General features: G+C 49.2%; 13 protein-coding genes and 1 tRNA gene. 8 read left to right on the top strand and 6 right to left on the bottom strand.

The window, feature by feature from the left end; all coding sequences use genetic code 11:
- On the top strand, nt 1-229 hold a 229-nt coding region (locus NZM05_11595), incomplete at its 5' end, for an efflux RND transporter permease subunit (protein ID MCS7014257.1).
- 106 nt (nt 230-335) lie between these two features.
- Here the strand turns inward: NZM05_11595 and NZM05_11600 are convergent.
- Together NZM05_11600 and dapB are read right to left on the bottom strand one after the other, a co-directional pair.
- Nucleotides 336-1,601 (bottom strand): NAD(P)/FAD-dependent oxidoreductase, encoded by a 1,266-nt coding sequence (locus NZM05_11600; protein MCS7014258.1) that lies wholly within the window; start codon nt 1,599-1,601, stop codon nt 336-338.
- A gap of 440 nt (nt 1,602-2,041) precedes the next feature.
- Nucleotides 2,042-2,779: a 4-hydroxy-tetrahydrodipicolinate reductase gene (gene dapB, locus NZM05_11605; GenBank protein MCS7014259.1), complete on the bottom strand. Its 738-nt coding sequence runs from the start codon at nt 2,777-2,779 to the stop codon at nt 2,042-2,044.
- An 84-nt stretch (nt 2,780-2,863) separates the two neighbouring features.
- On the opposite strand from dapB, the gene NZM05_11610 reads away from it, so the two are divergent.
- Nucleotides 2,864-2,950, top strand: a tRNA-Ser gene (locus NZM05_11610).
- Between the two features lie 173 nt (nt 2,951-3,123).
- Here NZM05_11610 and NZM05_11615 read toward each other — a convergent pair.
- Nucleotides 3,124-5,505 carry a TonB-dependent receptor gene (locus NZM05_11615; protein MCS7014260.1) on the bottom strand — a complete coding sequence of 794 codons (2,382 nt, stop codon included), beginning with the start codon at nt 5,503-5,505 and terminating at the stop codon, nt 3,124-3,126.
- Nucleotides 5,506-5,603: 98 nt separating this feature from the next.
- Here NZM05_11615 and NZM05_11620 point away from each other — a divergent pair, with 98 nt between their 5' ends.
- Genes NZM05_11620 through NZM05_11640 form a run of 5 tightly spaced genes read left to right on the top strand, consistent with a single transcriptional unit; the run spans nt 5,604 to nt 8,972 of the window.
- Nucleotides 5,604-6,797, top strand: coding sequence for a beta-lactamase family protein (locus NZM05_11620; protein MCS7014261.1), 1,194 nt, complete (start codon nt 5,604-5,606; stop codon nt 6,795-6,797).
- Between the two features lie 33 nt (nt 6,798-6,830).
- On the top strand, nt 6,831-7,139 hold the full coding sequence (locus NZM05_11625; protein MCS7014262.1) for a cation transporter: 309 nt from the start codon (nt 6,831-6,833) through the stop codon (nt 7,137-7,139).
- A gap of 17 nt (nt 7,140-7,156) precedes the next feature.
- Nucleotides 7,157-7,522: a YtxH domain-containing protein gene (locus NZM05_11630; GenBank protein MCS7014263.1), complete on the top strand. Its 366-nt coding sequence runs from the start codon at nt 7,157-7,159 to the stop codon at nt 7,520-7,522.
- Between the two features lie 12 nt (nt 7,523-7,534).
- Complete coding sequence (locus NZM05_11635) at nt 7,535-8,335, top strand: alpha/beta hydrolase (protein MCS7014264.1); 801 nt, start codon at nt 7,535-7,537, stop codon at nt 8,333-8,335.
- Entirely contained in the window at nt 8,328-8,972 is a 645-nt protein-coding gene (locus NZM05_11640; GenBank protein MCS7014265.1) for a MarC family protein, read from the top strand. Before NZM05_11635 ends, NZM05_11640 begins: the two co-directional genes overlap by 8 nt.
- 32 nt (nt 8,973-9,004) lie before the next feature.
- Here the strand turns inward: NZM05_11640 and xseA are convergent, their stop codons facing one another.
- The 3 genes from xseA to NZM05_11655 all read right to left on the bottom strand — a co-directional run bounded on the left by xseA (nt 9,005) and on the right by NZM05_11655 (nt 12,594).
- On the bottom strand, nt 9,005-10,285 hold the full coding sequence (gene xseA / locus NZM05_11645; GenBank protein MCS7014266.1) for an exodeoxyribonuclease VII large subunit: 1,281 nt from the start codon (nt 10,283-10,285) through the stop codon (nt 9,005-9,007).
- Between the two features lie 13 nt (nt 10,286-10,298).
- The gene (gene dapF / locus NZM05_11650; GenBank protein MCS7014267.1) at nt 10,299-11,192 is read right to left on the bottom strand and encodes a diaminopimelate epimerase; all 894 of its coding nucleotides are present in this window, start codon (nt 11,190-11,192) and stop codon (nt 10,299-10,301) included.
- A gap of 76 nt (nt 11,193-11,268) precedes the next feature.
- Complete coding sequence (locus tag NZM05_11655; GenBank protein MCS7014268.1) at nt 11,269-12,594, bottom strand: 3-deoxy-D-manno-octulosonic acid transferase; 1,326 nt, start codon at nt 12,592-12,594, stop codon at nt 11,269-11,271.
- Between the two features lie 77 nt (nt 12,595-12,671).
- Here NZM05_11655 and NZM05_11660 point away from each other — a divergent pair, with 77 nt between their 5' ends.
- Entirely contained in the window at nt 12,672-14,081 is a 1,410-nt protein-coding gene (locus NZM05_11660) for an alpha-amylase family glycosyl hydrolase (GenBank protein MCS7014269.1), read from the top strand.
- Nucleotides 14,082-14,153: the final 72 nt, after the last annotated feature.

Here is a 14,153-nt window from a genome sequence, read left to right on the forward strand (position 1 = left end):
AAGCGCGATTCTTAAAGCATGCAAAGTACGCCTGAGACCTGTTTTGATGACAGCACTCGTTGCGAGTTTGGGATTTTTGCCGATGGCACTATCGACGAGCGACGGTGCGGAAGTTCAGCGTCCGCTCGCAACCGTCGTCATTGGAGGACTGGTCACTTCAACGGCGCTGACGCTCTTCGTCTTGCCAACGGTTTATGAGTGGGCGGAGCGGCGACGCAAACCAGCTTAGCAGCGCTACATGACCTATCAAGGGACTGCCGAAATGATGAACAAAAAAGTAAGGCGGGTGTGTAAGACCCGCCCTTATCGCTACGCTGCAAAGTATGCCGCAGGGCTTAGACAATTCCTTTGACCATTCCTGCCCAGTAGAAGCGAGGCAGCAGTTCCTTTTTCAAAACATACATATCAAATCGCTCTTTGGATTGGTCAAAGGGGAAGGTTTCTTTCGGCTTATTGCTGTAATCAAATTCAGCGAGCACCAGCTTGCCATAGCCTGTAACAAGCGGGCAAGAAGTATAGCCGTTGTAGGAAGCCGTCAGAGGTTCTCCCTTCATTGCGCTAAGCAGATTGGCAACCAAGACAGGGGCTTGCTTGCGAACAGCCGCACCAGTTTTTGAGGTAGGCAAAGCAGCGCAGTCACCTAACGAGAAAATGTTGGGATATTTGTTGTGTTGCAGAGAGTTGATGTGCACATCAACCCAGCCAGCAGCATTTGCAATAGGGCTATTCTTGATAAAATCAGGTGCAGACTGCGGCGGTGTAACATGAATCATATCAAACTCCACCCAAGTCTCAATGCCTTTGTTGTGCTCGCCAATGCCAACAAACCGTGCGCGCTTTCGCTCGCCGTCAATTTCCTCGAGCTTTTGATGGAAATTAAGCTTGATGTGCCCTCTCTCCACTACTTTTAGGAGCGTCTTTTCATACTTCTCTACAGCGAAGAGCCTTGTGCCGCCGCTCCAATACTGAATGTCAATGTTATCCAGCACACCGTGCTTGCGGAAGTAGTCGGCAGCGACATACATAATCTTGTGCGGGGCACCGCCACATTTAACAGGCGTATGCGGATTGTGGAAGATAGCTTTGCCTTTCTTCAAGTTCTTGATGCACTCAAAGGTGTACGGTGCAGTCTCAAAGCTGTAGTTGCTACATACGCCGTTTTTGCCAAGCGTCTCCTTCAAGCCTTTGACCTGATCCCAGTTGAGCTGAATGCCAGCAGCAACCACAAGGTAGTCATAAGTTACTTTTTTGCCATTGCCTAAGGTAATTTGGTTGTGCTCTGGCTCAAACGACACGCAACGTTCTTTAATCCAAGTTACGCCCTCTGGAATAACTTTGGCTTCTGGGCGAACAGTCTTTTTGACATCGTAGACCCCTGCGCCAACCAGCGTCCAAGCGGGCTGATAGTAATGCTTGTCAGATGGCTCAACAATCGCTATATCCAAATGACCATTGCTATGTCCATTGAAATGGTCATTGCTATGACCATTTGAGCGACCGTTGGTGTGCCCGTTTTTCTTCTGCTTGCGCTGCAGTAGTGCTGCAACTGTAACGCCGGCGGTGCCGCCTCCAACGATGACAATTTGATGATGCGTTGCCATATGTTCCTCCTGTTACTCCTGAAAGTTTGAATGATACTCGATTGAATAAAATGTGCGTCAAACTCGGTTGGTGACGGCTCACTGCAGCACGTTGTGCACTAACAGAACAAAAACAAATAATGTGGCGCAAGTCATTGAAGGACGGCTGACGGTTTTTACAGGACGAAAGGGAAACTTGGCGCAGGAGTAACTGCACTCGCATGATTACGGGCAGCAGAGCACATTGCTTTACTTTTAGAGACCGCATCACCATATGGCTTTATTACTACACGGCAAAATTATCCTCTCAAAGTCTCTACATCAAGCAATTGATTGACTGAAATAAAGATGAGAAAGATGGTTTGGTCGATTTTCTTCGTAAGATATGATTAAAAAAAGCTTAATGGTTGTAAGGGCGCTGTATGTCGTCCCCTTGTGATACGCAAACTGCACAAATAGTGTCAGAAACCTAATTTTTCTGAAAGGAAATCTTCAAAGGAAAAGAAACCGCGCTTGCCTTGTAGCCATTCTGCAGCTTGCAAAGCACCTTCGGCAAACCCACGACGGCTTTTAGCAGTGTGTCTAATTACAAGCTCATCAGCAGGGGAATCAATATGGAGGGTATGTTCACCAAAAACGCTACCGACACGGAGCGATGTAATCAGTAGCTCTTCTTTTTGAAGCGGTGTATCGGGCAAAAGTGCAGTGCGCAACGCTGTTTTTCTTGGCAGTGCAGCTAATACCTGCTCTGCTGCCTTAAGCGCCGTGCCACTGGGCGCATCTTTCTTGCGCGTGTGATGCGCTTCTGAGATAGCAATGTCAAATTCAGGGAAAGGCGCAATCAGTGATGCAGCAACCTTTGCAAGACGCAAGAAGAGATGAACACCAAGTGAAAAGTTCGCAGCATAGAGTAGAGCGCCATCTGCGCCTTCCACTTGAGCTTTTACCTCACTGAGATGATGATACCAGCCTGTTGTGCCAACTACAATAGGTCGATTCGCTGCAAGCAACACAGGCAGATTTTGAAGAAAGGCTTTTGCATTTGTAAAATCAATCAGCGCATCGGCATTGGCAAGCATATCTGGCTGCAAGACATCTTTGGAGCTAAGTGCAGCAAGAATTTGATGTTGAGGAGTTTCAGCAATTATTGCCGCAATCGCTCGGCCCATCTGACCATTGCCAACGAGAATAATCTTCATTGGTATGCAAAACTTATGTTAGAATTTTTATCTTTACAGCCCACCCAAAATAGGTGAGCGGATAGATTTATCCGCATCTAAAATGGAGAGGTCGCATAGTGGTCTAGTGCGCTCGCCTGGAGAGCGAGTAGGGTGTGACAGCCCTCGCGGGTTCGAATCCCGCCCTCTCCGCTCCCCATGAGCTGCCTAAGGTGGCATCCGTTCTAAGTTTCCGAAATCTGGTTGCAAAACAAGGGTGTCAGAAAGCAGTTAGGAAAGACGTAGTGCTAAGCATAACCTTCTCCCCTTTGGAAGAGAAGGCTACTGGGAAACTGGAAAGGTTCATCTCTGACGCAAGGTTTAGCTTAGAAATTTACCTGCACACCGCCGATAAGTCGGAATGGGTGTTGCGGCGCACCTTCGGGAAATTCCACAGCTGCTGAGCCAGCTAGTCCTTCAGGACCAGCACCTAAATTCACCGTGCGATAATTCTGGTTCAAAGCATTGAGCGCACGCACCACAAGCGAGATGCCAGAAATAACCTCATAGCGTGCTGTCACATTGAGCAGCACATAACCTGGGATTGTCTGGCGAAAACGACTGCCTGTCGTTTGAATTTGCCCTGGATTGTTAGGGTCTGGCTCAGGCTTGAAGGCAGAGCCTTGCTGCGGATGAGTGCGTTGCTCACTGGTGACAATAAGGCGCGGTGAAATCGAAAACTTGCCAAGCACCACATCGCCGCCAAGTCGGAACATCACGGGTGAGATACCCCCAATTTGCCGCTTAGTCAGCCGCCCTTGATTCGGGTCAAAGACTTCTACTTCACCTTCAATGAGACTGAGCGCTGCGTAAAGATTGAGGCGTGTGCCTTCCCCAAAATTGCGCACATAGTCAAGTTGCAGCGTGCCACCAAAATTGGTTTGGTTGCCTTGATTGACAATGCTTTCAATGTAACCAACAGGGAAACGGAAGCCCGGCACAGGATAGAAGCCATCTACAGGGCTAGGCGTGGCGGGATTGCCTTCGTAGAGACCATTCGGCACAGCAGCGACTTGGCTGAAGAGACCATTAAGCAAGTTGTAGTAGCCATTGAGCGTTAGGCTAAGGTCACTGGTCAGACCGATGCGGGCACTGCCCTCAAAAGTTTGAATGCGCTGCGGGCCTAGATTGGGATTGGCGAGGCGGAAAAATGCAGAGATGGTTTGCCCGCCTGCATTGAAAAACGTGCCGAATTCATCATATGCGGAAAGTGGAGAAGGCGCAAGAAATGCTTGTCCATACAGGGCTTTAAAAGTCAGTCGTTCACTGGGACGAAATACGATGCCTAAGCGCGGACTGACAATCCAGTTAAAGCGAGAGTCGTTATCGAGCCGTGTGCCTAGCGTGAAGATGAGCGACGGAATTGGTGAGTACTGGATATTCACAAAGCCACCGAAGTTGCGATAGCTCAGGCGGAAAATTCTGGCCGGCACGCCATTTGGAGCTCCGGGCAAACCAATGCTGTTGACAATTACAGGCTGCTCATCAAACTTGCCACTGTAAGGGGATTGCAGGTCGTGTCCTCGTGGAATTGCAAAAAAGTCTTCATATGTCAGGCCGCCTGAAAGTGTCAATTCATTGCTAGCCGTCCAAGAAATTAGCTCTTCGAGCTTGGACATTCTGCCGTGAGAGAACAGGTAAGCCGTATTCATTCCCGTGTAGGCATTGCGAAAATTTGAGCGGTTATCTAAGTCATATTGGCTGTAAATTATGAATGAAGTGCTTATCAAGTTGCTAGTGAGGTATGCGGTAAAAATGCTGTTAAGCATCGTGATGCTATGCCCGAAAAAGGAGTCTCGGTTGTAGACAGCGTTGTTTGGCTTGTTTGCTGTGGTTGAGGGATTAAAAGAGCTATTGCGGAAGAAATTGAACCGGACATTTTCGCGTGGTTCGCTAATTTCCAGCATGGCATGCACGGCATATGCAGAGAGCGGAAACTCAATGCTGGTGGAGAGCGGTTGCGTAGAACTTTGCGGGAAACCTAAGTCCGTCGGAAAGCGGTTTCTCCTTAGAAAGTCCTCAATACCTTCGTTCCCAACGCGGAAATTTTTGATAGCGTCAAGCAGCGGTTGCTGGTCATAAAAATACTGTGCCGAGACAGTGAAATTCACCATATCGCTCAGCTTTGCGCCTGCTGAAAGATTACCGATGTAGGTGTTGAACATTCCGCCTTGCACGGAGCCAGTAAGGAAATTGCCTTCGGCTTTGCGCGTTACGATGTTGATAACCCCTGAGAGAGCGTCTGCACCATAAACTGCGGACGCAGGGCCATAGACGATTTCAATTTGCTTGGCAAGGTGCACAGGATAATTTTCCATTACAGGAATGATGTCGTTGGTCGGTGAAGAGATGCGCACGCCATCGAGCAGAATGATGAACTTGTCCATTCCGAAGACGCCGCGCACCTGCACATCATGTTGCCAGCGTGGGTCGTTGTGAGTCTCAATTTTGTAATCTGGCTGATCCATCAAGACGTCTAAGAGCGATTGATAAGCACGCAAGCGAATTTGGTCGGCTGTAACGATGCGCACCGTTGCAGGCGCATCACTGGATTTCTGTGCCGAGCGCGTTACGGAGACGACTTGCAAGTTTTGCAAATCTTCCAAACTCAGCCCCTGAAAGAGTGAAGAGTCAACTTGAGCAAATGTCGCTCTCTGCAAGAGAAGCAAAAGCAAAATGGCAACGATGGCAGGCCGTTGTTTCATCATAGCACTTGGGTTTTTTAGTTTTTTAATTTTTGAAGGGTTTCAGCCGCAGGGTAAATATAAGACTTGCTTATAAAGCAACTGTTAATCTTGCTCACAAAATGGCAACAGTCTTTCGCTCTGCTGCATGCGTGGCAGCTTGGGTAATGCTATGGCTGGTTTGCAGCGTAGGTGCGTCTGCAAAGCATCCCAGTAAGCCGTTTGATAAGGTGCGCAAGACCGTGATGGAGGCAATCAAAGATAGTGCCTTCCCGTCTGCCGTTGTCGCCGTGATGCAGAACGGTCGCGTTCTGTTTCACGAAGCGTTTGGGCACCTCACTTACGACACGCTCTCGCCACGTGCCGATACAAATACGATTTATGACCTCGCCTCTGTTACAAAGGTGCTGGCAACCACGCTCTCCATCATGCGGCTCTACGATGAAGGCAAGCTCTCGCTGATGGACCCAGTGGCGAAATTCATTCCAGAATTTGCAACTCACGGCAAAGAAAAAATCTTGCTGCGTAATCTACTCATTCACGATTCAGGCTTAATTGCCTTTCGCCGATATAGCCAATTTTGCCCAAATGCAGATTCAGCGCTAAGGCACATTTTCAGCGACACGCTCATTAAGCCAGTTGGTGATAGCACAATTTATAGCGACCTAAACTTTATCTTGCTGGGTGAAATTGTGCGCCGCATTACAGGCAAGCGTCTTGATGCATACTTTGCCGAAACCTTTGCACAGCCGCTTGGACTACGCAATACCTTTTTCAACCCACCTGATTCTGTGCTCTACCGAGTTGCGCCAACTGAGCCTGACTGCACTTGGAAACTCCCCTTCAAGCGACCGCTGGTGCATGACCCAAACGCAGCGCTCTTCGGAGGAGTCTCAGGGCATGCAGGACTGTTCTCAACCGCCTCTGACATTCTCATAGTGATGTGGATGATCATGAACGGAGGCAAACAGAACGAGAAGGTATTCATTAAACCTGAGACAGTTCGGCTTTTTACAACACGCGACACCGTGCATCGTATTCGTGCCTTAGGTTGGGATGTGCGCACAGCAAGCGAGAACACCTCAACAGGCAAGTACTTTTCAATGCAAAGCTATGGACATCTCGGCTTTACAGGCACAAGCGTTTGGGTTGATCCCACGCGTAACCTTTGCGTGGTGTTCTTGACAAATCGAGTCTATCCAACATCGGCAAACAACAAGATTCGTGCTGTGCGCCGACTGCTGCACGATGCCGTCATTGAAAGCCTTGATGAACTGGCTGAGAAAAAAACTGGAAAGTCGAGGCAAAAGCGATAAATTTGAGCCTAATAAAAACAGGGGGGTCTAACTATGCGCCTTGCTTTAGTTTCACTGTTCTTTTTGCTTCTGACTCTCGGCTGCAGCAAGCCAGAGCAGCCGTCACCAAATGGAAAGTTGCAAAAAGTCAGTTTCTCGGTGGAAGGAATGGTTTGCACCAGCTGTGAGCAGTCAATTCAGACCAAACTTGCAAAATTGGACGGCGTAAGGTCAGTTGAAGCCAGCACGGCAAAGAAATGTGCAGTGGTAGAGTTTGATGCCTCAAAAGTAAGTGAGCAAGAGCTCATTGCGACAATTGAATCTTTAGGCTATAAAGCTACTTGCGTAGCAGAATCTCACTAACACTGTCTTTTACCGATATGCAGAAGGATAACTACTACAAGGGCTTATTTGTAGGCACGCTGCTGGGTGCAGCAATTGGCACTGTTCTCGGAATGCTGTTTGCACCCCGTCGTGGCGAAGAAATGCGGCGTGTGCTCTTTCGCCGCTTAGATGAAAGCTTGCAGGAAGGAAGCATCGTTAGTGTGCGACCTGCGCTTGAGATGCCTGTGCCGAATGCCATCCCACCTAAGGAAGGCGCAGAGCCACCCGATATTGAAAATGAAGCCAAGCAGCGAGCAGAACAAATTGTGCAGGCTGCACGATACGAAGCCGATCGCTTGCTCCGAGAAGCCAACTCCATTTTGCGCGAAGCAAAGTCGCTGCGTAATAGCAACCCGAACTAAAGTTTGTGGTCAATGCTCGCATTCATCGGTCATCACCTTGAAAAGCCATCACGGCAAAGCAACCATGTCGTGTTGCTCTTGCATGCTTTTCCACTTTCAAACGAGATGTGGAAACCGCAGCTTGCTGCGCTGAGCGAAGCGGGCCACAGTGTGCTGGCGCCAAATGTGTATGGAATTGGTGGCTCTGAGCCACGCACCGATTGGACAATGCGGCACTATGCTGAAGCGCTCCACGAATTGGTAACGCGCTTTGGCTTTACATCCGTCTCGCTAATCGGCGTCTCAATGGGCGGCTATCAAGCCTTTGCATTCCAGCGTCGCTACCCCGATATGGTCGCATCAATGATGCTTTGCGACACACGTGCGGATGCAGACACCGACGAGGCTCGCAACCGACGCTTTGAGTTTATTGAAGCCTTAAAGCAAAACGGCATCTCTGAAGCCAAAGCCAGAATGATTCCTAAGCTGCTGGGCAAAACCACACACGCTGAAAATCCTGAGCTGGCAGGACAACTTTCAGTCATCATTGAGCGCCATCGCATTGAGCCAGTGATTGAGCAGCTCAAAGCCCTTGCACATCGTCCCGACTCTACCTCGCATCTGTCATCTATTCATTGCCCAACACTGGTCGTCGTAGGTGAAGAAGATGAACTCACGCCGCCTGCGCTAGCAAAAAGCATGGCTGAGAAAATTCCAAATGCACAGTTGGAGATAATCCCCAAAGCCGGGCACTTGCCTAATCTCGAGCAACCTGAACGCTTCAATGAGCTAATGCTCAAACATTTGCAAAAATTAACCTTTGCCAATGCTTGAGTTTTTTCTTCTTGAAGGCACATCGTATCCCTTCACATTCGAAGCGTTTCTGCTAACCTTTATTCCACTCTTTGTTGCAATTGATGCGCCGGGCACGTTGCCCCTTTTCATTGGGCTGACACAAAGCTTGCCAGAAAAAGTCAAACGTCGTCTGACTGTGCAAGCCGTGCTGACTGCACTGGTCATCTCGCTTATCGTGATGGTGGCGGGCAAAAACATCTTTGCCTTTCTGGGCATCACAATTTCTGATTTCCGCATCGCAGGAGGAATCATCCTTCTTTTTTTAGCGGTGCAAGACCTTACCACATCTGACGTAGATGAGTCCAAGAAACCAGCTGACCCAACCAGTATCGGCATCGTGCCAATCGGCATTCCACTCATTATCGGTCCTGCCTCACTTACAACGATTCTGATTTCAGGTGAAGCACACGGCTGGCTAATGACGGCATTAGCGTTGGCACTAAACCTCTTTATTGCATTCTTGCTGTTTTACTTCTCGGGCAATGTTGAAAAGCTAATCGGGCCGAATGGCGCAAAAGCAATTGCCAAGATTGCTTCACTCTTGCTTGCTGCAATTGCCGTGATGATGATTCGTGTCGGTGTTCTGGACGTGATTTCGTCGCAATTAAAGTTGTAAGGCACGAGGCGTGTAACGCTTCCGAAGAAAACCTACTTAGCAAACGAAGATAAGGCACTTTCAGAGCTGCTGGCTGACATAGATGCCGAGGCTGGATGCAAAGGCAAGACATAGACGCTCTTTTCTCCATCGGAAAATTGTATAGTCAGTCTATCGCCTGCTTGCAATTCAGCAGCGGAGCGCACAGGCGTGCCATCCTTAAGCACGATTGCGTATCCACGTGCAAGGATGTGGGAGGGACTCATTGCGTGAAGTTGCTTGACAGCACTGCTCAAGGCTGAGCGATATGCAGCAAGCTGCTCCGTAACGCAGCGATGAAGGCGATCTTCGGCAAAATCTAAGCGCTGACGCAGTGTGTCAAGGTCACGCAAAGGTCTATTGAAAGCGTATCCATCAAGAATAGCAGTAATGCTCTGACGGCGCTGGAGAATCGCATTCCTTAGCATCGTCTTAGCAGCAGAAAGAGACTGCTCGAGGTGTTGCAAAATTTCTTCTGCAGCAGGTGCCACAATTTCTGCAGCCATAGAGGGTGTGCTAGCGCGGCGGTCTGCAACAAAGTCGGCAATCGTGTAGTCGGTTTCGTGTCCAACGGCACTGATGATGGGAATCTCTGATTGAGCAATCGCATAAGCCAGCTCTTCGCTGTTAAAAGCCCAAAGGTCTTCAAGTGAGCCACCACCCCGTGCCAAAATCAAAACGTCAGGGCGAAGCAAAGAGCGATTAAAGTAACGAATGCCCGCAATCAATTCTCCTACAGCTTCTTCACCTTGCACTCTGGCAGGATAGAGCAGCAAACGTGCCGCTCTGTAACGCCGCCCTAAGATGGTTTTCATATCCTCAATGACGGCACCAGTGGGCGAAGTAATAATACCAATGCATTCAGGAAAGCGTGGCAGAGGTTTCTTGCGCTCTTCATTAAACAAGCCTTCTGCTTTGAGTCTCTCAAATAGGCGACGGAACTCTTGTTGCAAGTAGCCTTCGCCAACAGGCTTAACAGTTGTGCAAACCACTTGATAGCGTCCGTGCGGCTCATAGACCTGCACACTGCCTTGCACAATCACTTCTAACCCATCTTTCATCTCGAAGTTTAGCTGCATTGCCAGCGACCGCCACATTACCGCGCTGATTTGTGAACTAGCATCTTTCAGCGTAAAGTAGAGATGCCCCGACGCATGCTGCTTGAAATTGGAGATTTCACCACGCAGGTGCACCGATGGGAATTTTGTTTCCAAATTTTCTTTGATGAGCAAGGTCAGTTCGGTAACTGAAAGAGGACAGGCGGTGTATTCGTCAATCCTTGCACGGGGTATCATAGGTGTATGCGGTTTAGGGTGTTTCAGGCAGTTCCACGCAGCCTGTAAAGACGACTGAAGCACTGCCAGTGAGATAAACATGCTGTAGCGTTTCGTCAAACTCTACTTCAAGTGTTTCGCCACTTTGCACAAGCAGCGTGATATGCCGATGTGGTGCTTTGCCCAAGCGGTAGCTGATGACCGCCGCAGCAACGCAACCCGTGCCACAAGCTAAGGTTTCATTCTCGACACCTCGCTCAAAGGTGCGAATGCGTAGCACACTGTCCGAGACTGGCTCCACAAAATTCACATTTGTGCCCTCTGGAAAAAGTGCCGCGTTGTGCCGAATCTTTCGCCCAATCTGATTGACTTCGAGAGCTTCAAGCTGGGAAGTATAAATCACCACATGCGGCGAACCCGTGTCAACAAAGAAGCCTTCGTAGCCTTCGACAGAGAGAGCGTCTCTGAAGTTTTGAGGCGGTTGCATTTTGAGCCGCACGCGACTGTCGTCTAAGATAAAAGCATCGTAGCACTTACCATTGGCTTCGAAGGTAAGATGCATTTTCTGGATACCTGAAAGGTATGCAAAGCGAGCGGCACATCGCCCACCATTACCACACATTGAGCCAAGTTTCCCATCGGCATTGTAGTAACGCATCGCAAAATCGTACTGGGAGGAGTGTTCCAGTAAAATGAGACCATCAGCGCCAATACCCGTGCCCCGCTTGCACCATTTAGCAATCTGCGCTTCAGAAAGCTCAAGGTGGAGCGAGCGGTTGTCAATCATAATGAAATCATTGCCTGCGCCCGACATCTTTGTAAAAGAAATTGTGCGTATGCTCACGGTAGAAAAGAGTTTAGCCATTGCAAACCGCATAGCAATATACATCGTGTATTTTGTTTCTGCTGCCTTAGGAGAGAAGGGCATCGTAGCAGACAGTAACCAAGCATTGATACTGCCCGTTGCAGTCTCGACTTAACGACGCATAGAGATGAGGTTCCTATCAGGGCTTGGAGACTGGTGCATTGGTAGAGAGAGAATTTTGACGAGGCAAAAGGTGTTGCAAGATTTTCTCAGTGGCGCCGAGTCTTGAACGCACATGCGCGGCACAACAGTTTCCGGCAGCTTGACGAGCGGCGTCATCCGTGAAGTATTTGTAGAGAGCGTTGTAAAGTTCAGTGCCGTTGTGAACAACTGTGCCGCCGCCAGACGCTGCTAATTCCTGGGCTTCAGGCGATTTTTTGATGCGATAACCATAGACTACAGGCACGCCGTGTGCTGCAGCTTCCAGCACGCTGTGCACATTCTTCCCAAATCCACCACCAACAAATGCCACACTGGCGAGCGCATAAAGCTCTGCCAAATAGCCAATCTCGTCAACGATGAGCACTTTTTCAGCTGAGAAGTCGGCTGGCAATGCAGAGGCTTTTTCAGAAGAAAAACCGTAGCGTTGCAACAGTGCTTGAAGATGTGCAACTGTGGCAGCATCAACCTCGTGTGGCACCAAAATCAAAGAAAGATTCGGCGTGGAGCAGCGGAGGCTTTGCTTTAGACGCGCAAATGCAGGGATAAGTAGCGCTACATCAGCTGGCCAGATGCTCCCAGCAACCAGCACTTTTCGGCTGTGAAAAAATGGCTCAAAGCGTGCAATGCTCTTGCGCGACTGACTACGCTGCCAAACTTGGTCATAGCGAGTGTCGCCAATTGCCTCTACGCTCTGGATACCAAAAGCCGCTTTGAACCGCTGCGTATCTGCAGGGGTTACTGTAAAGATTTTGTCGAAAAGCAAAAAAATTTGCTTGTAGAAACTGCGCACAACTGGACGAAGATATGTACTGCGCTCCGACAGCACGGCATTTACCAAAATAAGCTCAACACCGTGCTCACGTGCCGTAAAGAGGTGGTTGAACCAAAAGTCGTAACGCATCACCAAAAGGAGCGAGGGGCGCAAAAGCTCAATGAAACGAGCAGCGTTGCGTTCTGTGTCTTCGGGCAGGTAACAAACAAGGTCAGCGTCAGGATAATTTTTCCGTGCTTCGTAGCCCGAGACAGAAAGAAACGACACAAACACACGAGCACCAAGTTCGTTGCGTAGTCGCTGGATGAGCGGGCGAGCTTGCTCAAATTCGCCCACCGATGCAGCGTGAATCCACACACGCAGCACATTGCTCTCTGGCATTGAGGCTATGGCGCACTCGAGCTGCTCAAAAAGCTGCTGGCGACCTTTGAGCGTCAGGCGAACCTTAGGCGAAAAGAGTGCAAGCACGCGTACTGTGAGCTGAAAAAGTGGAAAGAACAGCCAATAGAGCACACGCCAGAATTGAAGCATAGATTGTAATTGTGCGCAGGAAAGTTTGTATGTTTGAGCAAGCAAAATTAACACACCGCAAACAAACTCTACGGCAAATGCGGCTTTTCTTTGTGCTCTTTATTCTGTCTGTTGCCTTCATTGGCACCATCTTGTTCTTTCTACGCGGTTATGCCAAACTACCCAAAGCCCTGCCAAATGAACTTGCCTTTCCATCGCCCGATTGGGTAAAAGACGCCGTGATTTATGAAGTCTTTGTGCGCAATTTCTCTGCAGAAGGCACATTCAAAGCCTTAGAAGCAAAGTTGCCTGAACTGCGAGATTTAGGCGTCTCGGTCATCTGGCTGATGCCTATTCACCCAATTGGGGCACTGAGGCGCAAAGGCACGCTCGGCAGCCCCTATTCGGTCAAAGATTACTTTGCAATCGATTCGGCGCTGGGCACCAAAGAGGACTTCAAGGCATTCGTCACAGCAGCTCATCAGCAAGGAATGAAAGTGATTATGGATATGGTGCTCAACCACACTGCCTGGGATAACGACCTGATTAAAACAAAGCCTGAATTTTATCGGCGGAATAAAAACGGTGAAATCGTCTCGCCAAACGATGACTGGACAGATGTAGCAGACTTAAACTTCTCAAATCCTGAGCTGCGCCAATACCTAATGAGTGTGATGCGCTATTGGATTACAGAATACGATGTGGACGGCTTTCGCTGTGACGTGGCTGAGCTAATCCCAACTGAGTTTTGGGCTGAGAGCATCAAGGAACTGCGTCGTATCAAACCTTCGCTGCTGATGCTCTCAGAAGGCACGCTGCCAGAGCACCACACTGCAGGTTTTGACCTCACCTACTCTTGGACGATTTATGATGCAATGACAGACATTCTCAAAGGCAAAAAAACGGCAGAGTGGCTTGGTGAACTCTTAGAGCGGGAAGAAAAAGTTTTCCCAAAAAATTCGCTGAGAATGCGTTTCAACACCAATCACGACAAGAATGCCTACGATGGTGCACCACAGGAACACTTTGGCAGTAAAGCAGCAGCAAAGCTCACAGCAGCCATCGTCTTCACAATTGGCGGGTATGGCTCAATTCGCAGCGTGCCGATGCTCTACAACGGCGACGAGGTGGGCAACACCAAGCGTATCTCCCTCTTTGAGAAAGCGCCTGTCGACTGGAACACTCCTGACGCAGCAGAGTGGCGAGCCTTTTACAAGACATTGATTGCACTGCGTAAGACCGAGCCAGCCCTCACAAGCGGCACAATGACCAAACTGCGCACATCAAACGACGAAGCAGTTTTCGCCTTTGAACGCAAGCATCAAACCAGTCGCCTTGTGGTGGTTGCAAATTTCGGCAAGTCTGCCTTCAATGGCTTCGTAAAAATGGAACCGAATCAGACGCTCATTGATGTCTTTGATGCAGAACGAACACTGCAAACCAAAGATGGCAACTTGCGCCTGACCTTAGAGCCAGTGTCGTTCCGCATCTGGAAAGTAAAAGGGTAGAGGAGCAATCCAGTGCCGAGAGAGCGTGCAGCAAAAATAGTGTGTCGCAAGCAAAGGCAAGGGATGCTCCGC

Source organism: Chloroherpetonaceae bacterium, from assembly GCA_025056565.1.
Taxonomy (GTDB): domain Bacteria; phylum Bacteroidota; class Chlorobiia; order Chlorobiales; family Thermochlorobacteraceae; genus Thermochlorobacter.